This window comes from Pedobacter psychrodurus (assembly GCF_032678585.1).
Classification (GTDB): Bacteria; Bacteroidota; Bacteroidia; order Sphingobacteriales; family Sphingobacteriaceae; genus Pedobacter; species Pedobacter psychrodurus_A.
This window is the reverse complement of the sequence record NZ_JAVTSN010000027.1, coordinates 38,266-61,561: the sequence shown is the minus strand read 5'-3', so window position 1 is coordinate 61,561 and position 23,296 is coordinate 38,266. Positions and strand designations below refer to the sequence as shown.

The window sequence follows — 23,296 nt, the reverse complement described above, 5'->3', positions numbered from 1 at the left end:
ATTAACCATAAACCTATTTGTATAAATCCTTCAAAGCATCCTCCAAATGTGTGAATTTAAATTTGAATCCTGCATCTAAAATCTTTTGTGCTGAGGTATTATTGCTCATTAACACGGCGTCTACACGTTCTCCCAATAAAAGTCCCAACGCTTTTTTCGGTACTTTGATCGGCCAGAACGGGCGGTGGAGTTGTTTGGCAATAGCTTTGGTTAAGGCGGTGTTTGTTACCGGGAATGGCGCACAGGCATTGTAGCAGCCTTCCATTTTAAGGTTTTCGAGGGCTTCGATATACATTTCTACCATATCATCGATGTGTAACCAGGGCGTCCATTGTTTGCCGGTACCGAGTGCAGCCCCAACAAATAATTTTACTGGTTTATCCAGTTGGGGTAATGCACCACCATTATTGCTCAAAACAATCCCGGTGCGGAGTTTAACGATCCTGAGACTTAATTTTTTGCCCTGATCTACGGCATCTTCCCACAGTTTACAGCATTCGGCTAAAAACCCATAACCATTGGGGCTTTCTTCTGTTAAAATTTCATCACCGCAATCGCCATAAAAACCAACAGCAGAGGCCGAAACGAATGTTTTGATCTGATGATCGGGTTTTGATTTGATGGTTTTAAACAGTAATTCGGTTGATTTTACACGGCTATCAATAATCTGTTTTTTGCGTTCATCCGTCCATTTTTTATCTGCTACAGGTTCGCCAGCCAAATGGATAACGGCATCTACACCATTTAAACAACTGGCATCAATACTTCCTTTGTAAACATCCCAAACAAAATTGGTCGGATCGTTGCCTTTTTTTCGGGAAAGGGTGTTCACCTCGTATCCTTTACTTAATAAGTGTTTTTTTAGCTCAGTACCCACAAGTCCGCTAGCGCCGGTAATCAGAATCTTCTTTGCCATCTTTTTAAAACACCAAAGATACAAAAGGGTTTTTTCGATGCGATTTTAAAAGATGTTAATTTGGTTCTAATGCTTTTGTTACCTGTTTGTAAAGAAATATTTAGAGGTTTGATGTAGAAGAAAAATAAGATAAATTTGTATTCGCGTTCTTACACCCTTTTCGATAAAAGATGTCCAAAAAAATTTTAGTCTGGTTTAGAAATGATCTTCGCTTGCATGATAACGAAATGCTGGTCGAGGCAATTGCTAAATCTGATTCAATTTTACCTGTTTACATTCTCGATCCCCGCTCTTTTGGCGAAACAAAATATGCTACGCTAAAAACAGGTAATATTAGAGCGCAGTTTATTTTAGAAAGTGTTTTAGGTTTACGCAGTGCTTTAAAACAGATTGGCGGTAATTTGCTTATCGCCGAAGGGAACCCAGAAGATATTATTCCCCAACTCGTTCAGGAGTATGAGATTACCGAAGTTTACCATCACCGTGAAGTGGCGAGAGAAGAAACCCATGTTTCTACACTGGTGGAAAATGCACTATGGAAATTACGCGTCAACCTGAAACATTTTATTGGTCATACCTTATACAATAAAGAAGATTTACCTTTTCCGATTAAGGATATCCCGGACGCCTTTAATCAGTTTAAAAAGAAAATTGAACGCGATTCGATCATCAAACCTTGTTTTGCAGCACCCGATCGGATTAATGTTGCCGAAGTGATTGATTGGGGAACCTTATCATCATTAGAAGACCTTAATCTATTGCCCCAGCAAAAAGACCAGCGTGCTGATTTTGAATTTGCTGGCGGCGAGGCCGAAGGTTTGGCCCATCTTCAAAAAGTGATTGTGGCGATGCAACAGGCTGCAACAACAAAGAATTTAATTCTGGCGTCGAAACTTTCTGCATGGCTCGCCATGGGCAGCTTATCGCCCCGTAAAGTATATTGGGAAATTAAAAAAATGGAAGGTGTGCCCAACACGAAAGCCATGTTCAATCATATTTTATTGGGACTGCTCTGGAGAGACTATTTCCGTTTCATGTTTAAAAAATATGGCAATACCTTTTTCAGTCCGGATGGATTTGGAAGTCAGGGCTTGATTGATATTGCAAACGAGCAGGATAATTTTAATAAATGGAAAAATGCGCAGACTGGTTTTGCGGTTGTAGATGCGGTGATGACGGAGTTAAACCAAACCGGTTTTATTTCGAATATTGCCAGGCAAACGGCGGCTTTATATCTGATCAATAATCTGGAAGTGAGCTGGATTTTTGGTGCAGCTTATTTTGAAGAAAAACTGATCGATTATAATCCTGCGAGCAACTGGGGCAATTGGGCCAATGTAGCTGGAGTAGGGAATGATCAAAAATCAAAAAGTGTTTTCGATTTAGATAAAAATATCAAGAACCTCGACCCAAAAGGGAATTACTCATTAACTTGGGCATCGTAATTGTAGGGATTGAATTATAGAATGATTGAGTGTTGAATGGGTAAGTTCTCCATGATTAAATTTTAACGGATTTTGCCCGTTTATTATCTGTTGGGTCATGCCAATCTCTCATTCACCTATTTATAATTCTTTCATTTATTTTAATCGAGATTTTTGCCATTTATATAAGGTAAAATTCTAATTTTGTAGTGCTTATAGTAAACAGTTAATAATGGATAAATTATCTTATCTTAATGGCGCAAACGCCGAATATATAGAGTCTTTATATCAATCTTACCAGCAGGATCCTGAGTCGGTTGAGTTTGGTTGGCAGAAATTTTTCGAAGGTTTCGATTTTGGAAGAGGATCGGAGGCACCAGCGGTAACCGCAGAAACACCAGAACAATTTTTAAAAGAGGTTAATGTTTTAAACCTGATTGATGGCTATCGCAGCCGTGGTCACTTGTTTACGCATACCAATCCGGTACGTGAAAGACGTAAACATTTGCCAACGCTCGATCTTGCCAATTTTGGCTTATCGGATGCTGATTTAGAAACCGTTTTCAACTCTGGTGTAGAGATTGGTATCGGTGCGGCAAAACTGAAAGATATTGTAGCCTTTTTAAAACAAACCTACGCACATTCAATTGGTGCAGAATATAAATTTTTACGTACACCTGAAGTGTTGAACTGGATTCAACAAAAAATGGAAAGTGCACGTAATACCCCTAATTTCTCTATCGACGAGAAAAAACGCATTCTGCGGAAATTAAACGAGGCCGTAAGTTTCGAAAATTTCCTGGGAACAAAATTCTTAGGCCAAAAACGTTTCTCTTTAGAAGGCGCAGAAGCTTTAATTCCAGCTTTAGATTCAGTTATCGAAAAAGGTGCTGAACTGGGTATTGAAGAATTTGTAATTGGTATGGCACACCGCGGTCGTTTGAACGTATTGGCCAATATCATGCAAAAAACATATAAAGATATTTTTGCTGAGTTTGAAGGCAAAAGTTACAATCCGGATACCCCTTTTGGTGGCGACGTAAAATACCATTTAGGTTATTCTACCGATGTAACCACGGTTTCGGGCAAAAGTGTTCACTTAAGTTTATGTCCTAACCCATCGCATTTAGAAACTGTTGATGGTGTTGTAGAAGGCATGAGCCGTTCTAAAATCGATTTTAAATATGGTGGCGACAACAGTCGTTTAGCACCAATTTTGATCCACGGTGATGCTTCTGTTGCAGGTCAGGGTATTGTTTATGAAGTAATTCAGATGGCAGGCCTTGAAGGTTACAAAACCGGTGGAACAATTCACTTGGTTATCAACAACCAGATCGGTTTTACCACCAACTATAAAGATGCCCGTACCAGTACTTATTGTACTGATATTGCTAAAGTAACCTTATCTCCGGTTTTCCACGTAAATGGCGATGATCCTGAGGCTTTGGTTTATGCAATCAATTTGGCAATGGAATACCGTCAGAAATATAAAAACGATGTTTTTATTGATATCCTTTGTTACCGTCGCTTCGGTCACAATGAGTCTGATGAACCTAAATTCACTCAGCCATTATTGTACAAAACAATTGAAAAACACCCTAATCCAAGGGAAATCTATATTGAGCAGTTAACAAAAGAAGGTAAGCTTGAAGCTGGTTTGGCAAAAGAAATGGAAAAAGATTTCCGTAATATTTTGCAAGAGCGCTTAAACGAAGCAAAAGAATATGTTGCAGGCAGTACCGAAGTTAAATTTGGTGGTGCATGGGCAGATTTGCGTATGGCTACCCCTAAAGATTTCGAAACTTCGCCGGTTACTGCGGTTAAAAAATCTACTTTATTAGAAATTGGTAAACGCATTACAACGTTGCCAACCAATAAAAAGTTCTTCAAAAAAATCGAAAAACTATTTGCTGAACGTAGCAAAATGGTTAACGAAACCAATATTTTCGACTGGGCAATGGGCGAGCAACTGGCTTATGGTACTTTATTATCAGAAGGCAAACGTGTTCGTTTAAGCGGTCAGGATGTAGAAAGGGGAACTTTCTCTCACCGTCATGCTGTATTAACGCTTGAAGATAGTGAGGAAGAATATGTACCGTTGGCAAATATTTCAGATCAGCAGGCACCATTCGATATTTACAATTCGCACTTATCAGAATACGGTGTTTTAGGTTTCGAATATGGTTATGCGATGGCAAATCCAAATGCCTTAACCATCTGGGAAGCACAATTTGGCGATTTCTTTAACGGAGCACAAATTGTTGTCGATCAGTATATTGCAAGTGCTGAAACCAAGTGGCAACGCGAAAATGGTTTGGTAATGTTATTGCCACACGGTTACGAAGGCCAGGGACCAGAACACTCATCAGCACGTATTGAGCGTTTTATGGAACTTTGCGCCGATTATAACATGCAGGTAACCAACTGTACTACTCCTGCAAACTTCTTCCATGTATTGCGCCGTCAGTTTAAACGCGATTTCCGTAAACCATTGGTGGTATTTACACCAAAAAGTTTATTGCGCCATCCGGCTTGTGTTTCTAAATTAGAAGAATTTACAGATGGTGGTTTTAAAGAAGTAATCGACGATGTAAATGTTAAAGTTGCAGAGGTAACCCGTATTGTTTTCTGTAGCGGTAAAATTTACTACGAGTTGTTAGAGAAACAACAGGCTGATCAATTGAAACACGTTGCAATTGTGCGTGTAGAACAATTATATCCAACGCCTGTTGATCAGATGGAAGCGATCCAGAAAAAATATAAAAATGCAAAAGAAGTTTTCTGGGTACAGGAAGAGCCAGAGAACATGGGCGCATGGCCATATTTATTCCGCAGGTTGTATAAAACAGCTTTAAAAGGTATTGATGTAATTTCGAGAAGAGAAAGCAGCAGTACGGCTACTGGTTTTGCTAAACAACATGCCAATCAACAAGCTTATATTTTGGCGAAAGCTTTAGAAGTTTCGGTAACGGAAGATGTAAAGGATATCGCTAAAAAAGCAACAAAAAAATTAGTTCAAATCGATTAAGCAAATGGCGCTAAGCGTTTAGAGCATGGCGTTTAATAATTGGAATAAGATCATTAGAAGATAAAAAAACATAACATTACAAAAAATGAGTTTAGAGATAAAAGTTCCACCTGTTGGTGAATCGATCACCGAAGTTGTTTTATCAAGATGGGTAAAAAACGATGGCGATGTTGTTGAAATGGATGAAGTGATTGCCGAACTAGAATCGGATAAAGCAACATTCGAATTAACCGCAGAACAAGCTGGAACTTTGAAAACCATAGCAGCCGAAGGCGATACTTTAGCCATCGGTGCAGTAGTTTGTAAAATTGAAGATGGTGGTGCTGCTGCTAGTCCTAAGTCAGAAGCCGAAAGCCCTAAGTCTGATGCACAAGCACCAGCCGCAGTAGCTGAGGTTCCAAAGACTCAAGACTCAGGACTACCGACTAAAGACTCTTATGCAAGTGGAACTCCTTCTCCTGCTGCAGGTAAAATTCTTGCAGAAAAAGGAATTGATGCTGCTGCTGTAAAAGGTACTGGTGTTGATGGCCGTATTACGAAAGATGATGCTGTTAAAGCTGAGGCAGGTAAAAAACCTGAAGCACCTAAAGCAAGTGCTCCGGTTGCAGTTGCTGCTCCTGCAGGTAGCCGTGGCGAGCGTCGTGAGAAAATGTCTCCACTACGTAGAACCGTTGCTAAACGTTTAGTTGCTGTTAAAAATGAAACCGCAATGTTAACCACATTTAACGAGGTTAACATGAAGCCGATTATGGATTTACGCGGAAAATATAAAGACCAGTTTAAAGAAAAATATGGTGTTGGTTTAGGTTTCATGAGCTTTTTCACTAAAGCCGTTACCGAAGCTTTAAAAGATTTTCCTGCTGTTAATGGCCGTATTGAAGGCGAAGAGTTGGTATACAACGATTTCGCTGACATTTCTATTGCAGTGTCTGCACCAAAAGGTTTAGTGGTTCCGGTAATCCGTAATGCAGAAAGTATGAGTTTAGCTCAGATCGAGAAATCGGTTTTAGAATTGGCTTTAAAAGCGCGCGATAGCAAATTAACATTAGAAGAAATGACCGGTGGAACATTCACAATCACTAACGGTGGTGTGTTTGGTTCAATGATGTCGACTCCGATTATCAACGCGCCACAATCAGCTATTTTAGGTATGCACAACATCGTTGAGCGTCCGGTAGCCGAAAAAGGTGAGGTGGTGATCCGTCCGATGATGTACGTAGCTTTATCATACGATCACAGAATTATCGACGGACGTGAGTCAGTTGGTTTCCTGGTTCGTGTGAAACAATTGTTAGAAGATCCGGCTAGATTATTATTGGGTATATAGACCTAAATATATTTTATAAAGAAGTCAAGTTTTAATGGCCAATGTGCTATAAAAACTTGACTTCTTTTTTTACCCAAAAAATGAAATTAACGTTTAACTCAAAATTCCTTTTTATTTTTCTGGTCATCTTCGTAATCGAAGTCTTAATTGGAAAATATCTTCATGACGCATTTATACGCCCTTTTGGTGGCGATGTATTGGTGGTTGTATTGATTTATGCATTCCTTCGGGCCTTCCTAAAAAACAATAATAAAAAACTGGCCTTAGGTGTACTGATTTTCTCTTTTGTTATCGAGTTTTTGCAGTCAGTTCATTATGTTACCTGGTTTGGTTGGGAAAACAATAAACTGATGAGCACGCTTTTGGGTACGTCCTTTAGTGTGTATGACCTGCTGGCCTATTTTGTTGGCTATCTGATCTGTCTGTGTTTTAAGGATTGAATTGATCATTTTGTGTGTTGATCAGGATTTGCAACCTAATTTAACAGTTAGCTTAATGAATATATTTTCCAGAGATTAAAAATCCTTAGTTCGGAAGAAATCTGTCTACACAGATTTCTTCCCGCCCGTACGGGCAGGCATTTCGCTAAGCTTCATCCGATAGCTATCGGATCGAGATGACGAAGGCTATTTAGACAATGCTTTAATCGGTTTTAAATCCAATTGTTTAAATTCTACTTCGCTGCCTTCTGCCTGTAGTGCAATCTGTCCGCTATTTACGGTACAATTTGTGCCATAGTTTACCAAGGTATTGTTTACCCAAACTTTAACCTCGTTATTCAAACACTGTATCACCATGGTATTCCACTCGCCAAGTGGTTTTTCGCTACCATCAGTTAAATTTTTAATCCGGCGGAGTTTATCTCCATTTATTCCCCAATTTTCTTTTGGCCCACGTCTGGCAAGCATATCAGGTACCGTGATATCTTCTTCAATACACCAGAAATCGCCTGCATCCTGATGTTGCATCTGAACTTCCAGCGATTTTGGAAACATTCCATACAGCGCCCTTGGTGTTGATGCATGTACTAAAACGCCACAATTGCCTGGTTTGCCTGCGAAACGATACTGCACGGTTAATTGGTAATTTTTATAAATCTTATCGGTTATTAAATGTCCACCTGGTGTGCCTAAACTTACCAGCATACCATTACGGACTATAAATGGATTGATGGTATCGGGTTTTTTGTCCATTGCGGGCACATCTACATGCCAACCATTGAGGTTTTTTCCGTTAAAAAGGCTTTTTTGGGCAAATGCTGAACTACCTAAGGTAATGAGCAATAAAAGGGAATAGTATAATTTCATCATATTTGGTTTTGTATTCCAAATATATCAAATATAAATGCAGAATAATTGTGAGAAGGTTCGTCATTTCGACTGGATCGGACAGCTATCGGGTGCAACGGAATGCCTGCCCGTAAAGGCGGGGGGAAGTCTATAAAACGGTGTTCCTAGATCTCTCCACTGCGGTCGGGACGATACCTCGCAGTCTGACATGGCCTTGGAAACTCTAATACTCCAATTTCAGCAATTCTTCATAAGCATTACCCTCAATCCCTAATAGCTTAGCAAACACCGGTTCTGTTTTATATCCCTGTTTTTTTAAAGCGACAATTTCCTGCCTAAATTTCTCTCCTTTTTCTAAAAGTAATCTGTGCTCAATCAGCATGTGGCGATAAGCATTTTGTTGTACAGTGCTTATGTTTTGTCCAAAGATTTCTATTTCAAAGCTATCGACGATAAAATTTGCTTTAATGGCATCAAATTGAGTGCTTTTAGCAATTGTAAAGTCTTTTTCAGATCCAAATAGTGTATTTAAGTGGGCAATAAATTCATCTTTATCCGAAATTTCACAGACAATATCCAGGTCACTGTTTTCGATATCGATGTTGATTGGAATGGTACCTACAAGGATTGCACGATAAGCGCTAAGTTTCTCTAAAATTTGATTGTCAGTTAATAGCTGGTAAGCTTTCTGTTGCCTTTCATTGCCAGACTTTAAATAAGATATATTGAGGAAGTTGATCATTATTTTGCTTTTATATTTAGCGTGAAAGATCCTAAAATAAATCCGATAGTTATCGGATCAGGATGACGGGTAGACAATTGATTTTTTCTTACTAAACCCGATAGTATAAATGCCAAATGCGTTTTAATTCTATATTGGTTTTTGAAGAAGAACCAGACCAACACAATTTTATTGCAAATATATTTTGTGGCATTTTTTTATGTGGCATAAAAAAGTGCCACAAGAAAAAGTGCCACAAGTTTGTGGCAATATTTTTAGTGGCCAAAAAAAGTGCCACAACTTAAAGTGCCACAATCTAAATGCTTTCAAAGAAATTTAAGAAATCTATAGTCGTCCATACTCTCGAACGCTAACAAATATCGCTTTACTGAAAAGTTGTGGCAGGCAGTCGGCTGGAAAAGCTACCCGAAATAACAAGATTTAAAAAACAAGAGCCCATTTCTTAATTAGAGATGGGCTTTTTAATATTATTGACAAAGATGCTGAAACAAGTTCAGCAGGACGATTCACTTTTTTAATCTTCTACGATCTCACTGTTGATGCTCACCTCATCCTTTACATCTTCTTTAAAGTAGTTTTTCTGGAAGATCAGGATCAATATCACTCCAACTGAAATGGCAGCGTCTGCGAGATTAAAAACAGGTCTGAAGAATACAAACTCATCGCCTCCCCAAATGGGTAACCAGGTAGGGAAATGCCCTTGAGCAATGGGGAAGTAGAACATATCTACCACACGGCCATGAAACCAGCCCTCATAACCATAAATCTTTCCATAAAATACAGAGTCGATAATGTTTCCCAATGCACCCGAAAAAATTAGGGCAACATTCAGGATCAAACCACGGTGGTATTTATGTTTAATTAAGTAGTGTAAACCATAGCCAATCCCAGCTACCGCCGCAATGCGGAAGAGCGATAAGGCCAGTTTACCAAACTCACCGCCAAATTCCATTCCAAAGGCCATTCCATTATTTTCGGTAAAATGGATAATACACCATTTACCAATAATATTGAACTCCTGACCAAGGTACATGTGTGTTTTAACCCAGGTTTTAACCAGCTGGTCGGCCAGTAAAACCAAAAAGATTATAATTAAAGGTTTTGTATAGCCTTTCATTAACTCTGCTTTAATTTGGCTTCCATGCTTAAAGTGGCATGAGGTACAGCGCGTAAACGTTCTTTTGGAATTAACTTGCCTGTTTCGCGGCAAATACCGTAAGTTTTGTTCTCAATACGTACCAATGCATTCTCCAGGTTATCAATAAATTTTTTCTGACGGGCAGCCAATTGATTGATCTGTTCTTTTTCCATTGTTGCAGAACCGTCTTCGAGTGTTTTATAAGCACCTGAAGTATCCTCTGTTCCATTTGCATTCGGGTTGCTTAAAGAAGTGGTTAACGAGTTAAGTTCTTCTTTAGAACTGCGTAATTTATCTTGAATTAATTCTTTAAATTCTTGTAATTCACTGTCTGAGTAGCGTGTTTTATTGCTGTTTTCCATGTTCTTTTTCTAATTTTCTAATATATGGATTTATATTTTATTTACTGAAATGCTTAACTCAACATCATCGATCACGATTTTGTTTGCATTATTTACAGTATCTGTTAATTCAAATTCATCGGCCAATATTTCCGCGCAAATGTAATCCTTGTTTTTGGCAACTGCATTGGCCACCAAGTTATCATTTTGTAATGAAACTTTAATCCTATCGGTTACTTCAAAGTTTAATTCTTTCCGTAAATTCTGGATGCGGTTAACCAGTTCGCGTGAGATACCTTCCTGTTTCAATTCTTCTGAAATAGTAACATCCAGGGCAACGGTTAAGCTACCCAGATTGGTCACCTGCCATCCCGGAATATCTTCAGCAAAAACTTCTACATCATCATTTAAATTGATGGTAAATTCTTCACCATTATTACCAACTACAATGATGAAGCCATCATTTTCTAAACGTTGGATATCATCTTGATTTGAATTTTCCAAAGCCTCTTTAACCAGACTCATCTCTTTTCCAACTTTTTTACCCAACGATTTGAAGTTCGGTTTAAGTTTTTTCTTCACGATGCCATGCGTATCGGTAATAAATTCGATATGTTTTACATTCGTTTCAGAAAGGATATAATCCGCTACTTTCGATATCTTTTGTTCGAAATCGCCACTTAATGATGGGATTAAGATTTTCTCCAAAGGTTGACGCACATTGATGCCCGATTTTTTACGCAGCGATAAAACCATCGATGAAATATCCTGAGCGTAAACCATTCTTTCGTTCAGGTCTGTGTCGATTAAACTTTGATCAGCCTCTTTCCATAAAGTTAAGTGGACAGATTGCTCCGCATACGCATCGGTAATGGTTAAGTTTCTGTATAACCAATCGGCAAAGAAAGGCGCAACAGGACTCATCAGCTGAGCCAGGGTTTCTAAACAGGTATAAAGCGTTTCGTAAGCAGCACGTTTATCATCGGTCATTTCGCCTTTCCAAAAACGGCGGCGGCTTAACCTGATATACCAGTTGCTCAAATGCTCATCAACAAAAGCCTGGATGGCACGCGTAGCCTTGGTTGGCTCGTAAGTATTGTAACTTTCATCAACTTCGTTGATTAAGGTTTGCAGTAACGATAAAATCCAACGGTCTAATTCCGTCCTGTCTTCAACTTTGCTCAGGTTGTTTTTATCGATCTCAAATTTATCGATATTGGCATACAAGGCAAAGAAAGCATAGGTATTGTAAAGTGTTCCGAAGAATTTGCGGCGCACTTCAGCAATTCCATCAATGTCAAATTTTAGGTTATCCCAGGGATTTGCATTGGAAATCATATACCAACGTGTGGCATCAGCGCCATATTCGTTAATGGTTTGGAATGGATCAGCGGCATTGCCCAAACGTTTAGACATTTTTTGTCCGTTTTTGTCTAGTACCAGTCCATTCGAAACCACATTTTTGTATGCTACCTTATCAAAAACCAATGTAGATATCGCATGTAGGGTATAAAACCAACCACGGGTTTGATCTACGCCTTCGGCAATAAAATCTGCAGGGAAATCTTCATTTCCATCAATGGTTTCTTTGTTTTCAAAAGGGTAGTGCCATTGCGCATAAGGCATAGCACCAGAATCGAACCAAACGTCAATTAAATCACTTTCGCGGCTCATTGCTTTGCCCGATGGAGATACCAAAACAATTTTATCAACTACATTTTTATGTAAGTCGATCAGGTCATAGTTTTCTTCAGACATGTTCCCGATCTCGAATCCTTTAAAAGGATTTTCTTTTTGGAAACCAGCGGCTATAGATTTTTCAATGGCATTGTAAAGTTCTTCAACAGAGCCAATTAATACTTCTTCTTTTTTATCTTCTGTTCTCCAGATGGGCAAAGGAATTCCCCAATATCTCGAACGTGATAAATTCCAGTCGTTGGCATTTTTCAACCAGTTTCCAAAACGCCCCTCACCGGTTGATTTTGGTTTCCAGTTAATGGTTTCGTTAAGATCAAACATTCTGTCTTTAACATCTGTAACCTTAATAAACCACGAATCTAAAGGATAATATAAAAGTGGCTCATCAGTTCTCCAGCTGTGTGGGTAACTGTGAACATATTTTTCTACTTTAAAAGCTTTATTTTCTTCTTTTAATAAAATAGCGATTTCTACATCAACCGATTTTTCAGGTGCTTCACCAGCACTGTAATATTCGTTCTTTACATATTTGCCTGCAAAAGGACCAACATGTTTGGTGAATTTACCCTGTAAATCTACCAATGGAACGGGAGTCTCATTCTCGTCTAATACCAACATTGGCGGTATTTCCGGAACGGCTTCTTTAGCTACTTTCGCATCATCAGCACCAAAAGTAGGAGCGGTATGTACTATACCCGTACCATCTTCAGTGGTTACGAAATCTCCTGAAATTACCCTAAATGCATTTTCAGCATTTTGGTATGGTAACGCGTAAGTTAAAAGTTGTTCATATCTAATGCCAACCAACTCGCTTCCTTTGCATTCGGCAAGTATTTGGAACGGGATTTTTTTGTCGCCAGCTTTAAAATTTGTAAAATCTTCAGCTTCATTGCTTTCAAAGAAAACTTTACTAAACTGCTTTCCAACCAGGTTTTTTGCCAAAATTACATTTGTTGGCAAAAACGTATATTGGTTAAACGTTCTGACTAAAACATAGTCGATTTTAGGGCCAACTGTTAAAGCAGTATTTGATGGTAGCGTCCATGGAGTAGTGGTCCACGCTAACAAATAGATATCGCCAAAGCCCTGCAAGAAAGAGGGTAACGTATCAAGCAATGCTTTAAACTGAGCTACAATTGTAGTATCGGTAACATCTCTATAGGCTCCGGGCTGATTTACCTCATGCGAACTCAATCCTGTGCCAGCTTTTGGAGAATAAGGTTGGATGGTATAACCTTTATAGATCAATCCTTTATCGTAAATCTGTTTCAAAAGCCACCACACCGATTCCATGTATTTCGACTTGTAGGTAATGTATGGATCATCCATATCTACCCAATAGCCCATTTTTTCAGTCAGGTCGTTCCACACATCAGTGTAGCGCATAACTGTTTTTTTACAGGCTTCGTTGTAGTCTTCAATAGAAATGGTTTTACCAATATCCTCTTTAGTAATTCCTAATTCCTTTTCCGTTCCAAGCTCAACAGGTAAACCATGCGTATCCCAGCCAGCTTTTCTTTTAACCTGATAACCCTTGATTGTTTTATAGCGGCAAAAAATATCCTTAATTGCGCGCGCCATTACGTGGTGAATCCCCGGCATGCCATTGGCAGACGGTGGTCCTTCGTAAAAAGTAAACGGATTAGATTTTGGGCGGGAAGAAATACTTTTTTCAAAGATATTTTCCTTTTTCCAAAAATCCAGTATTTCTTGCCCTATTTTGGCAAGTTCCAATTGTTTAAATTCGCTATACATCAATCAAGTACCTCAAAAAATTAAGGTTGCAAAGTTAACAGAATTGACTGAATTTTGGTAGTTTTGGTGTAAATACTTTTATCGTGAAATTATTTAATATCGGGCTTACATTGATGATTGTTGCCGTAATTGCCTTGCCAATTGTTGCGGTAATCAATCCATCTAACCGGGATTTCGTACTTTATACTTTTTATTTCTGTGGCTTGCTCGAACTAATCGGGCTTATTTTTGTTTTAATCCATATTGTAACTCTAAAAAGAAAGAACCCATGATCAAGCTGTTAAAATTGCAGAAAGCCGTTTTCGTCCTTATCGCAGGCGTTCTTTCGTTTATTGCCTACAAAATTTTAGATGCTTACGAAGTTAAAGGAAGTATTTATTTCCAGATGCTCGCCGGTGTACTCATTATTATTGGGGCATTGTGGCTGTTATATCCAATTTTATTCGCCAAAAAAGATAATGATGGCAATGCTGAAATTATTACCGATCCAACGGTCGAAGTTCCGGTAGATGAGGAAGAGAAAAAACCCGCAACCGAATAAACCTCACCCTGTTTACGTTTTTGCTTGATCTTCTGTATTAGTGTACCTCTCCTTGAGGAGAAGGAAACATAGTGCGCGCTTTTAACCATGATACTTAGTAAAGGTTTTTGAAAAGCAATGCCTGCATTTCATTTTAATGTTCGTCCTGCTGTTTGCTTTATCCCGATGAAAGATCGGGGCCGCTGCCATCAGGTTTAGGTAACTGGGGTTTGGGTAAGGAATTCCTGCCGCAATCAATCCCTGCTTTACGTCCTGCTGAACTTGTTTCAGCATCTATATTGCAATAAAACCCTACGATTCCGCTAAGAATGGTGACCTCGCTTAAGGCTACTTTTACTGACAAGAAATATAAATAAAAAATAAAATTCACGTAGGGGTAAATCTCCTGTGAGTTGTATTAGCTCTAAATTAACAAATAGAGATACTATGATTCCTGCATTAATTATTTGGCTCTGCAAGAAATATCTTGCTCCAAAAACCTACAAAACCTTCTCTTCTAAAAGTCCGGTCAATCCAAAAAGTGCTGCCACGGTTCTTTTTATGGTCTGTTCATTTTCATCTGCTTTTGCACAGCAAAGTAAATTTAACATCAAACGTAATGGCGAGATAATTGGCCAGATGTATTTTCAGCAAAAAGAGGAAGGCGATAATGTTTACCTAAAAATTACTTCAAAAGTACAAACCCGCTTTGTTTTTAAAATCGATGTAGAAACAGAAGATGTCGCACATTTCAAAAATGGCAAACTGCTTACTTCAAACGTAAACAGGGTTGTAAATGGCAATGCCAAAGAGGCTAAGAAAACAAATTGGATCAATAATGTTTATCAGCTTAAAACAGGTACTAAAACCAGTACGATCAATCAGCCCATCAGCTACAATATGATGCTTTTGTACACTAAAGAACCTGTAAATATTCCTGAAATCTATTCTGATAACTTTCAGTGTTTTATTCCTATTGAAAAAAATGGCGCACACCAGTACCGGATCAATCTTCCCGATGGGAACTACAACGATTACCATTTCGAAAATGGGCTATGTAAACTGGTCATTGTAAATCATTCCTTGTACACCATAAGAATGGAAAGGGTTTAATATGGAAACAGTAGCGAATAAATACCTAAGGGTTTTGGTTACCGGAGCATCAGGTTTTATCGGTCGGAAATTATGTTTTGCGCTGGCGGAGATGGGTTATGATGTAATTGCACTTTGCAGAAACGTAAATCATCCGTTTCTGATTCAGCACCGAAATATCCAGTTTGTAAAAGGCGATGTTTTAAATCCTGAAAGTTTGGAAAACGCAATGAAAGATTGTTATCAGGTTTATCATACCGCGGCTATGGCCAAAATGTGGTGCAAAAATGAACAGGATTTCTATGATGTAAATGTAATCGGTACAAGGAATGTGCTCAATTGCGCAGTAAAAATGGGTGTAGAAAGGGTGGTGCATACCTCCACTTGTGGGGTATGGGGACCAACATTAAATTTACCAGTTTCGGAGAACGACCCGAGGGCTGTAGGTTTCCCGATCAGTTACGAACGTACAAAATACCTGGCCGAGTTAGAAGTGAAAGAATTTGTGAAAAAGGGTTTGGAAGTGGTGATCGTAAATCCATCAAGAGTATATGGCGATGGGCCGATTACCGATAGCAATACAGTAAGTAAAATGGTTACGGGTTACCTACAGGGTAGCTGGCATTTTATTCCAGGTGATGGAAAGGCAATAGCCAATTATGCTTTTGTGGATGATGTAGTAGATGGACACATCGCAGCCATGCAAAACGGCAGGAATGGCGAGCGGTACATCCTGGGCGGTGTTGATGTTTCTTTTAATGGGTTTTTTGGAGCTTTAAGGCACATTACGGGAAAAAGAAGAAATCTGTATAAAATTCCGGTCGGTGTGATTAAAGCATATAGTTTGCTGGAATCGCTAAAATCGAGACTCTTTAACCTTACGCCGTTTTTTCTGCCAGAATTTGCTGATAGGTTAAAATGTAATCAGCAATATTCGAGCAATAAAGCCATAGCCGAACTCAATTACCGGATAACACCTTTCGTGATTGGTTTAGGTAAAACCATTAATCATTTTAAGCCTAATTAGATTAAGATTATCGTCTTCGTTTGTAACGAGGACGCAAGAGAATGTCGATTATATCGACTTTAGGACTTCGATAATCCACATTGCAAATGTAGATCTCAACTATCCCCATTACAAACGAGGACGATATAAAAATATATATGAAACAATTAACCGTATTAATTACAGGTGCAAGTGAAGGGTTAGGCAAATCTTTTGCTATCGAATCGGCCAAACGCGGGTTAGGCTTGGTATTGGTTTCGTTGCCCAACAGTGGCCTGGAACATTTGGCAAATTACCTGCGTGTAAACTTTAACAGCAGGGTATTCTGTATCGAAATAGACTTGACAAAAAGCAGTTCAGCAAGCGAAATATTTGAGAAACTAAAGGAACATAAGATCGAAGTGAATGTTCTAATCAACAATGCTGGCTTGGGCAACTGGAGCTGGTTTGAAGATAAAAATGTTGAGTTTTATAGAACGCAGATTGATTTAAACATTACAAATACAGTGTTGCTCACACGATTATTTTTAAATCATATTGATAAAAGTAAGGCAAGTTATATTTTAAATGTTGGCAGCTTGGGCGGGCATTTTATCGTACCCAAAAAGCAGGTTTATGGGGCAACCAAATCCTTTGTCGGTTATTTTACCCGTTGTTTACAGCTTGAATTGAGTGGCACCAATGTGCACATCAGTTTGCTTAGTCCAGGTGGTATTAATACCAAACCAGAATTATTGGTGATGAACAATGAACTGAAAGGTTTTGCCAAAGCCACTATTTTAGAAGCCGATTATGTTGCCCAGATAGCCATGGATGGCATGTTGAAAGGCAAAAAAGAAATAATACCGGGTTTTGCCAACCGCTTTTTACTTCTCTTGGATAAAATTATACCAGGCTTTTTAAAAGAAATTATAATTAGGCGTAAATTGAAAGCGATTTTAACAACATAACATGTGGAATTTAATCACGGATAAAAAGGATGAACACAGATAGTATTTTTGGCTAAAACCATTGGCTTAGACAAAGCATGAGCATCATCTGAGCGTGATGAGACATTGTTCGGATGGATTGTTGAATTGATTAAATCGTATCCGTGTGCATCAGTGTTCATCTGTGGTTAAAATATATAGATAGAAACATCATTAAGAAGTTTGGAAAGTAACGATACCCATCTTATCGGATTAATTAAAAGCGGAAATAAACAGGCTTTCGACGAAGTGTTTTTAAAACATTTCAAAAGCCTGCATGCTTATGCTTTTACCATAATTAAAGAAAGAGATGATGCTGAAGAGATCGTTCAAAACGTGTTCGTGCGTATCTGGACAAAAAGGATGCAGCTTAAAGAGGATGGATTTTTGAAATCATTTCTCTATCGTTCGGTACACAATGAAAGTCTAAATTACCTCAAACATCAAAAAGTAAGATCGAATTTTAATGTTCATTACGCTGATACCGTAAAAAACGAGATGGGGAATTTAAATACGGAGATTATGGCTACAGAACTGGAAAAGAATATCCATTCAGCAATAAACGACCTGCCCGAAAAATGCAGAAATGTATTTCAGTTGAGCAGGTTCGACCAGATGAAATATCAGGAAATTGCCGATGCGCTGAACATTTCTATCAAAACTGTCGAAAACCAAATGGGGAAAGCCCTAAAGATCTTACGCCTCAGGGTGGTCGATTTTCTGATCCTCATTTTTATTTTATTGAAATAAGCTTATGGATAAAAACTATACCCATATTAATGATGATATGCTTGCAAAATACTTGCTGGGGGAGGCTACTGTGCCCGAAAATGAGCAGGTTGAAGCGTGGGCGCAAGCAAATCCCGATCACCTTAAGCGATTGGAAGATTTCAGGACAATACTGGAGAAAAGTAAACTGCAGATTGATCCTGGGCTTAATGAATATCAGGCTTTGGAACGGTTAAATGCCCGTTTAGAAAAAGAAAAAAAAACAATCAGTTATACATTCATTTTACGGTGGGTAGCTGTGGTATTTATATTTTTTAGTGCCGGCATATTTCTCTACAATAATTTAATCGGCAATAAAATAAACGTGCGGAGTGGCGAAAACACGTTAACACAGCTATTGCCCGATGGATCTACCGCCATATTGAATGAACAATCTTCAATAGCCTTCGTTGGTGGTTTTTTTAATAAAACGCGCGATGTTAAACTAAAGGGGGAAGCTTTTTTTAAAGTTAGTGCCGATAAATCGAAACCATTTATCATCAGTATTAATGATGTTCGGATAACTGTAGTAGGTACAGCATTTAATGTGAAAAGTGATGGAAAAACCGTTGTAGTCGTAGTAGAAAGCGGTATCGTAAAGGTAAACAATCAAAAAGATAGCGTGCGTTTAACTGCAGGAGAAAAAGTAGAAGTGCTTCAAAATCAAGCTCACCTCTCCAAAGGTGAAAGCCAGGGCAGGTTGTACAATTACTATTATACGAATGAGCTGGTTTGCGATGGAACGCCGCTTAGTGATCTGGTTCCGGTATTGAATGAAAAATTTAAATCCAATATCGTTATTGTAAATCCTGGCTTAAAAGCACTCCAAATCAGTACAACTTTTAAAAATGAATCGCTTAAAGAAATCCTGGATGTAATTGCAGAAACCTTTAAAATTAAGGTTGAATATGGACAGGGTATGATTAAACTTAAATAATGATTAATGCGTACGCTCAAAATTACTTTTCTGTTTCTCTTCGTTTTTAGTTCACTGATAAAAGCGCAATCCAATTTAGCCAGAAGTATTTCCTTAAATATTGAACAGCAAAAGTTAAGTTCGGTATTGGCCATGATAGAAGAGAAAGGTGGCTTTAGATTTTCTTATAACAGTAATATATTACCTGTTGATAGCTTGGTAACTATACACGAAAACAACTTAAACATTGCCGAAACGCTTGATAAACTATTGAACCATCGTTTTGAATACCGTCAATCGGGCAATTTTGTAATCATCAGATATGCACCACTCGAATTGCTGTTATTGGTCAACGAATCGGTGGGTAACCCCGAACTTTATACCATTACCGGTCAGGTAGTAGATAAACGAAGCAATAAACCTATAGAGGATGCCAGTATCTACGAAAAAAACCTGTTGGTTTCCGAATTGTCAGATGGAAACGGTTATTTTTCGATGCGCTTAAAAAACATTACACAGCCCATCTCCTTAACGGTAAGTAAAGAGAATTATAAGTCTACCATTACCCATTTCCTGGCTGAGGTAAATATTACCAATAGAAAAGAAGGTTCCGCCGAAAGGTTTATCAGCGGAAACCTGGGTGATATAGAAAAAACCTGGTTGGGCAATACTTTGGTTACCGCACAACAAAAAATCCAGTCGATTAATATTGGTGGTTTTATCTCAAAAGCCCCGTTCCAGTTTTCGCTTATTCCTGGTTTAAACTCTCATGGCTCCTTGAGTGGTCAGGTCGTGAATAAATTTTCGTTTAATGTTGTTGGTGCTTATAGCGCGGGGGTTGATGGTGGTGAAATTGGTTTGGGTTTCAATATCAACAAAAGTGATGTCCAATATTTTCAGTTTGCCGGAGGTTTCAATCTGGTTGGGGGAAATGTTCGTGGCGTGCAGATTGCCGGTTTTTTTAATGGCGTAATCGGCGATGTTCGTGCAGCCCAGGTTGCCTTAGCCTATAACCGGGTAGGTAAGGGTTTCGAAGGTTTCCAGGTAGGTGGAATTTATAATCACGTTAATCAGGATGTGAAAGGTATTCAACTTTCATTAGGACTTAATACTATAGGTGGAACCTTAAAGGGTTGGCAAACAGGTGCGTTAAATCTGGTTAATAAAGAGACGAAGGGTGTTCAGATTGGAATTGGCGGTAACATCGTAGCTGGTAGAACAAGTGGAGTACAGGTGGGGGGTATTGCCAATATCAACAAAGAAAGCAGTGGAGTAAATCTTGCCATGCTTGCCAATTTGACCGGACAAACGGCTAGCGGACTTCAAATTGGCGCAATTAATTACGCTAAAAAGTTAAAGGGTGTTCAATTGGGGATACTAAATGTTTCGGGTCAAAATGATGGCTATTCAATCGGACTGGTCAATATTGCTTTAAAAGGTTATCATAAATTCAGTTTTGGCACTAATGAAAGCACAACGTATAATGTAGTATATAAAGGAGGAAGTAAGCGGCTTTACAATATGCTCATGTTCGGCACAAATAAAAAGTCAGCCGAAAAAATATACACTGGCGGCTTGGGTTTTGGCAAGGAGATGAAAGTATTCAGAAGTGTTTCCTTAAATCCGGAAATAAGTAGCCAATATGTGTACCAGGGCAGCTGGGATTACCTTAACCTGCTGAATAAATTTGAACTTCCGCTAAATATCAGGTTAAATAAATGGCTGGCCATACAGGGCGGTCCATCGGTTAATGTGTATTATACCAAACAAAACAACAAAATTGGTGAGTTTGGGCTGTTGCAGGAAAAACATAAAGATTTCGCTTTCAACGATCCAAGATATACAGGATGGTTAGGCTGGAATGTGGGATTGGTAATTTTATAAAAAAGCCTTGGGTTTAAACCCAAGGCTAATAATATCGATTTATTTAGGCATCCGGAACTCCTAACTGAAAACTCCAAACTCAATTAATGGTCAAACTCACCAGCATTCTTCGCCGATTCTTCATCTGAAACCAGTTTTCTTACTTTCTTTTTATCCAGCCATAAAACCAGTGCAGGCAACAGTGTTAAATTGAAAATTAACGCCACCAATAAGGTGATAGACAGGAGCAAGCCCAATACTACTGTTCCTCCAAAAGTAGATGCTGTAAAAATGCCAAAGCCAAAGAATAAGATCAAAGCGATGTGCGTCATGCTCACGCCGGTTTCAGTAATCGTATCGGTGATCACTTTGGGCACGCTGAAATTGGTGAGATTTAATTCCTGTTGATAACGCGTTAAGAAATATATAGTTTGATCTGATGCTAAACCAAAGGCAATAGTAAAAATTAATATGGTGGAAGGTTTTAAGGAAATCCCAAAATAACCCATTATTCCCGCAGTGATAATCAAGGGTACAATATTTGGTAATAAAGAGATGAACATGATGCCCAAACTTTTAAACTGTGCCAATCTTAATATGGAAATTAACACGATGGCAAGGGCAATACTTTCTACCAAATGCCTTAACATATAATCAGTTCCTTTGGAGAAGATAATGCTCGATCCGGTAAGTTCTACATCAAATTTAGATGGAGGCAAAATACTGTCGATTCGTGGTTTTAATTCGGCCATTATGGCGTCTAAACGCTTAGAACCCACATCAGCCATCTGGAAACTGATCCGCGTACTTTGATTTCCTTTACTGATGAAATTGGTTAATAAACTCGCATTTCCTTTACCGCCATTAGCAATATAGGCCAGAATAAAGTTCTTCTCTAAGTTATCAGGCAGACGGAAAAAGGTAGAATCGTTATTGTAAAACGCCTGGGTAGCATATTTCAACCCCATATTTACCGAAATGGAACGCGAAAACTCAGGATAAGCAGAAATCATCTTTTCCAGTTTTTCCATTCTTTTCAGATTGGTTAAATTGAAAACGCCATTTTTTTTCTTGGTATCCACACTTACTTCCAATGGTAAAATGCCCTCAAAATTTTTCTCAAAGAATTTTAAATCCGTTAAAATTTCAGAGTTTTTAGGCAGATCATCAACCACATATCCATTAACGTTGATCTTCATCACGCCGATAAAAGCAATAATGGAAATGATGATGGTTCCGATATAGATCAATCCACTTTTATTTTGAACGAGAATATCCGTTTTTACCAATAGCTTGTGCAAAAAGCCCTCTTCAACATGGGTTTGTGCTTTAAGTTTAGGCGCAGGTAAATAGCTGAAGATAATCGGGATTAAACACAGGCACATTAACCAGGTAATCATAACGTTTATAGAGGCTACGCTACCAAACTGCATTAAAAGTTCGCTTCCGGTAAAGTATAAAACACCAAAACCTATTGCTGCGGTAATGTTGGCAATTAGGGTAGTAATAGCAATTCTTTCTATTGTTACGCTTAAAGCGCGTTGTTTGTCGCCATCTTTTCTAAGTTCGTTCTGGTATTTGTTTAATAATAAAATACTGTTCGGAATACCGATAATTACAATTAGCGGTGGAATTAATCCTGTTAAAATAGTAAGTTCAAAGCCAAATAACACCAATGTTCCTATACTCCAGATTACACCCATTACAACCACCAAAATAGGGAAGAACACGGCATAGAATTTCTTGAAAAAAAACAGGAGTATTAATGCCGAAACGAGGATTGATAAGCCTAAAAACAATACAAATTCGTTACTCACCAATTTACTCACCGCAGTACGGATGTAAGGTAAACCCGAAATATGCACCTGGATTTTGGTAGCTGATTGAAAAGCCTTCGCTTTAGCTTCAATTTCCTTCAAAATAGGGTTACGCGCTGCAGTATTTAAGATTTTGGTATCAAAGGTAATCGCCATTAAAGTTGCATTCTGGCGGTTGTAAACCAATCCTTCGAAAAATGGATTGCTATAAATGGCATTCTTGATCGAATCCATTGCTATATCAGTTTTAACCAATCCACCAGGCAATGGCTTTAATATAAATTTTTGGTTTACAGTATCTTTTTCCAGTTGAAAAATCCTCCCTGAAGATAATACCTGTTTAATGCCTTTAAGCTTTTGGATATCATTAGAAAGCTGTACCCATTGGTTGTAAACCTCTTTTTTGAAAATCTCCGGCGATTGTATCCCTACCACCATCACACTTCCATCCTCACCAAAGGTTTTTTTAAAGGTATTGTATTTTACGAATGCACTATCCGTAACGGGCAGGATTTTGCTCCCTGTGTACGAAAGTTTTACGTTTTTGGCCTGATAAGCCATGAAAATAGTGCCTAATACAAAAAATACGATGATTGCGATACGGTTCTGAAGAATGAATCTCGATAGCTTAACCCACATGTGCAGCTTAGTTTAATAATAATATAGCGGCAAAACTAATCTTATTTGT

General features: G+C 38.5%; 19 protein-coding genes. 12 read left to right on the top strand and 7 right to left on the bottom strand.

Features of this window, described 5'->3' with window-relative positions:
- Positions 1-13: 13 nt before the first annotated feature.
- The gene (locus R2S57_RS17880; protein WP_316846315.1) at positions 14-916 is read right to left on the bottom strand and encodes a TIGR01777 family oxidoreductase; all 903 of its coding nucleotides are present in this window, start codon (positions 914-916) and stop codon (positions 14-16) included.
- A gap of 170 nt (positions 917-1,086) precedes the next feature.
- Here R2S57_RS17880 and R2S57_RS17875 point away from each other — a divergent pair, with 170 nt between their 5' ends.
- From R2S57_RS17875 to R2S57_RS17860, 4 genes are all read left to right on the top strand, one after another.
- On the top strand, positions 1,087-2,361 hold the full coding sequence (locus R2S57_RS17875; protein WP_316846314.1) for a DASH family cryptochrome: 1,275 nt from the start codon (positions 1,087-1,089) through the stop codon (positions 2,359-2,361).
- Positions 2,362-2,572: 211 nt separating this feature from the next.
- The gene (locus tag R2S57_RS17870; RefSeq protein WP_316846313.1) at positions 2,573-5,368 is read left to right on the top strand and encodes a 2-oxoglutarate dehydrogenase E1 component; all 2,796 of its coding nucleotides are present in this window, start codon (positions 2,573-2,575) and stop codon (positions 5,366-5,368) included.
- An 85-nt stretch (positions 5,369-5,453) separates the two neighbouring features.
- A complete protein-coding gene (odhB, locus tag R2S57_RS17865) occupies positions 5,454-6,695 on the top strand; it encodes a 2-oxoglutarate dehydrogenase complex dihydrolipoyllysine-residue succinyltransferase (protein WP_316846312.1) in 1,242 nt (413 codons plus the stop codon).
- 80 nt (positions 6,696-6,775) lie between these two features.
- Positions 6,776-7,135: a DUF2809 domain-containing protein gene (locus R2S57_RS17860; protein ID WP_316846311.1), complete on the top strand. Its 360-nt coding sequence runs from the start codon at positions 6,776-6,778 to the stop codon at positions 7,133-7,135.
- 186 nt (positions 7,136-7,321) lie between these two features.
- On the opposite strand, the gene R2S57_RS17855 is transcribed toward R2S57_RS17860, so the two are convergent.
- The 5 genes from R2S57_RS17855 to ileS all read right to left on the bottom strand — a co-directional run bounded on the left by R2S57_RS17855 (position 7,322) and on the right by ileS (position 13,658).
- On the bottom strand, positions 7,322-8,005 hold the full coding sequence (locus R2S57_RS17855) for a DUF1080 domain-containing protein (protein ID WP_316846310.1): 684 nt from the start codon (positions 8,003-8,005) through the stop codon (positions 7,322-7,324).
- A gap of 202 nt (positions 8,006-8,207) precedes the next feature.
- Positions 8,208-8,726, bottom strand: coding sequence for a DUF4269 domain-containing protein (locus tag R2S57_RS17850; protein ID WP_316846309.1), 519 nt, complete (start codon positions 8,724-8,726; stop codon positions 8,208-8,210).
- A gap of 514 nt (positions 8,727-9,240) precedes the next feature.
- A complete protein-coding gene (locus R2S57_RS17845) occupies positions 9,241-9,843 on the bottom strand; it encodes a lipoprotein signal peptidase (RefSeq protein WP_316846308.1) in 603 nt (200 codons plus the stop codon).
- A complete protein-coding gene (locus R2S57_RS17840) occupies positions 9,843-10,226 on the bottom strand; it encodes a TraR/DksA family transcriptional regulator (RefSeq protein ID WP_109930839.1) in 384 nt (127 codons plus the stop codon). The genes R2S57_RS17845 and R2S57_RS17840 overlap by 1 nt, the downstream gene beginning before the upstream one ends.
- Before the next feature lie 30 nt (positions 10,227-10,256).
- On the bottom strand, positions 10,257-13,658 hold the full coding sequence (gene ileS / locus R2S57_RS17835; RefSeq protein ID WP_316846307.1) for an isoleucine--tRNA ligase: 3,402 nt from the start codon (positions 13,656-13,658) through the stop codon (positions 10,257-10,259).
- A gap of 83 nt (positions 13,659-13,741) precedes the next feature.
- Between ileS and R2S57_RS17830 the strand changes: the two genes are divergently transcribed.
- From R2S57_RS17830 to R2S57_RS17795, 8 genes are all read left to right on the top strand, one after another.
- Positions 13,742-13,930, top strand: a complete 189-nt coding sequence (locus R2S57_RS17830; RefSeq protein WP_147303077.1) for a hypothetical protein — start codon at positions 13,742-13,744, stop codon at positions 13,928-13,930.
- Positions 13,927-14,199 carry an isoleucyl-tRNA synthetase gene (locus R2S57_RS17825; protein ID WP_316846306.1) on the top strand — a complete coding sequence of 91 codons (273 nt, stop codon included), beginning with the start codon at positions 13,927-13,929 and terminating at the stop codon, positions 14,197-14,199. Before R2S57_RS17830 ends, R2S57_RS17825 begins: the two co-directional genes overlap by 4 nt.
- Positions 14,200-14,625: 426 nt before the next feature.
- Positions 14,626-15,291, top strand: coding sequence for a DUF6134 family protein (locus R2S57_RS17820; protein ID WP_316846305.1), 666 nt, complete (start codon positions 14,626-14,628; stop codon positions 15,289-15,291).
- Position 15,292: 1 nt separating this feature from the next.
- Positions 15,293-16,297: an SDR family NAD(P)-dependent oxidoreductase gene (locus R2S57_RS17815; protein ID WP_316846304.1), complete on the top strand. Its 1,005-nt coding sequence runs from the start codon at positions 15,293-15,295 to the stop codon at positions 16,295-16,297.
- Between the two features lie 137 nt (positions 16,298-16,434).
- Positions 16,435-17,226, top strand: a complete 792-nt coding sequence (locus R2S57_RS17810; RefSeq protein ID WP_316846303.1) for an SDR family NAD(P)-dependent oxidoreductase — start codon at positions 16,435-16,437, stop codon at positions 17,224-17,226.
- 201 nt (positions 17,227-17,427) lie between these two features.
- Positions 17,428-17,994 (top strand): RNA polymerase sigma-70 factor, encoded by a 567-nt coding sequence (locus R2S57_RS17805; protein ID WP_316846302.1) that lies wholly within the window; start codon positions 17,428-17,430, stop codon positions 17,992-17,994.
- A gap of 4 nt (positions 17,995-17,998) precedes the next feature.
- Entirely contained in the window at positions 17,999-18,949 is a 951-nt protein-coding gene (locus tag R2S57_RS17800) for a FecR family protein (RefSeq protein WP_316846301.1), read from the top strand.
- Between the two features lie 6 nt (positions 18,950-18,955).
- Positions 18,956-20,812, top strand: coding sequence for an STN and carboxypeptidase regulatory-like domain-containing protein (locus R2S57_RS17795; protein ID WP_316846300.1), 1,857 nt, complete (start codon positions 18,956-18,958; stop codon positions 20,810-20,812).
- Between the two features lie 83 nt (positions 20,813-20,895).
- On the opposite strand, the gene R2S57_RS17790 is transcribed toward R2S57_RS17795, so the two are convergent.
- Positions 20,896-23,247 carry an efflux RND transporter permease subunit gene (locus R2S57_RS17790; protein WP_316846299.1) on the bottom strand — a complete coding sequence of 784 codons (2,352 nt, stop codon included), beginning with the start codon at positions 23,245-23,247 and terminating at the stop codon, positions 20,896-20,898.
- Positions 23,248-23,296: the final 49 nt, after the last annotated feature.

Bases quoted from the DNA above. Each gene is read 5' to 3' on its own strand.
- R2S57_RS17880 (WP_316846315.1), bottom strand. From the start codon at position 916: ATGGCAAAGAAGATTCTGATTACCGGCGCTAGCGGACTTGTGGGTACT.
- R2S57_RS17875 (WP_316846314.1), top strand. From the start codon at position 1,087: ATGTCCAAAAAAATTTTAGTCTGGTTTAGAAATGATCTTCGCTTGCAT.
- R2S57_RS17870 (WP_316846313.1), top strand. From the start codon at position 2,573: ATGGATAAATTATCTTATCTTAATGGCGCAAACGCCGAATATATAGAG.
- odhB (WP_316846312.1), top strand. From the start codon at position 5,454: ATGAGTTTAGAGATAAAAGTTCCACCTGTTGGTGAATCGATCACCGAA.
- R2S57_RS17860 (WP_316846311.1), top strand. From the start codon at position 6,776: ATGAAATTAACGTTTAACTCAAAATTCCTTTTTATTTTTCTGGTCATC.
- R2S57_RS17855 (WP_316846310.1), bottom strand. From the start codon at position 8,005: ATGATGAAATTATACTATTCCCTTTTATTGCTCATTACCTTAGGTAGT.
- R2S57_RS17850 (WP_316846309.1), bottom strand. From the start codon at position 8,726: ATGATCAACTTCCTCAATATATCTTATTTAAAGTCTGGCAATGAAAGG.
- R2S57_RS17845 (WP_316846308.1), bottom strand. From the start codon at position 9,843: ATGAAAGGCTATACAAAACCTTTAATTATAATCTTTTTGGTTTTACTG.
- R2S57_RS17840 (WP_109930839.1), bottom strand. From the start codon at position 10,226: ATGGAAAACAGCAATAAAACACGCTACTCAGACAGTGAATTACAAGAA.
- ileS (WP_316846307.1), bottom strand. From the start codon at position 13,658: ATGTATAGCGAATTTAAACAATTGGAACTTGCCAAAATAGGGCAAGAA.
- R2S57_RS17825 (WP_316846306.1), top strand. From the start codon at position 13,927: ATGATCAAGCTGTTAAAATTGCAGAAAGCCGTTTTCGTCCTTATCGCA.
- R2S57_RS17820 (WP_316846305.1), top strand. From the start codon at position 14,626: ATGATTCCTGCATTAATTATTTGGCTCTGCAAGAAATATCTTGCTCCA.
- R2S57_RS17815 (WP_316846304.1), top strand. From the start codon at position 15,293: ATGGAAACAGTAGCGAATAAATACCTAAGGGTTTTGGTTACCGGAGCA.
- R2S57_RS17810 (WP_316846303.1), top strand. From the start codon at position 16,435: ATGAAACAATTAACCGTATTAATTACAGGTGCAAGTGAAGGGTTAGGC.
- R2S57_RS17800 (WP_316846301.1), top strand. From the start codon at position 17,999: ATGGATAAAAACTATACCCATATTAATGATGATATGCTTGCAAAATAC.
- R2S57_RS17795 (WP_316846300.1), top strand. From the start codon at position 18,956: ATGCGTACGCTCAAAATTACTTTTCTGTTTCTCTTCGTTTTTAGTTCA.
- R2S57_RS17790 (WP_316846299.1), bottom strand. From the start codon at position 23,247: ATGTGGGTTAAGCTATCGAGATTCATTCTTCAGAACCGTATCGCAATC.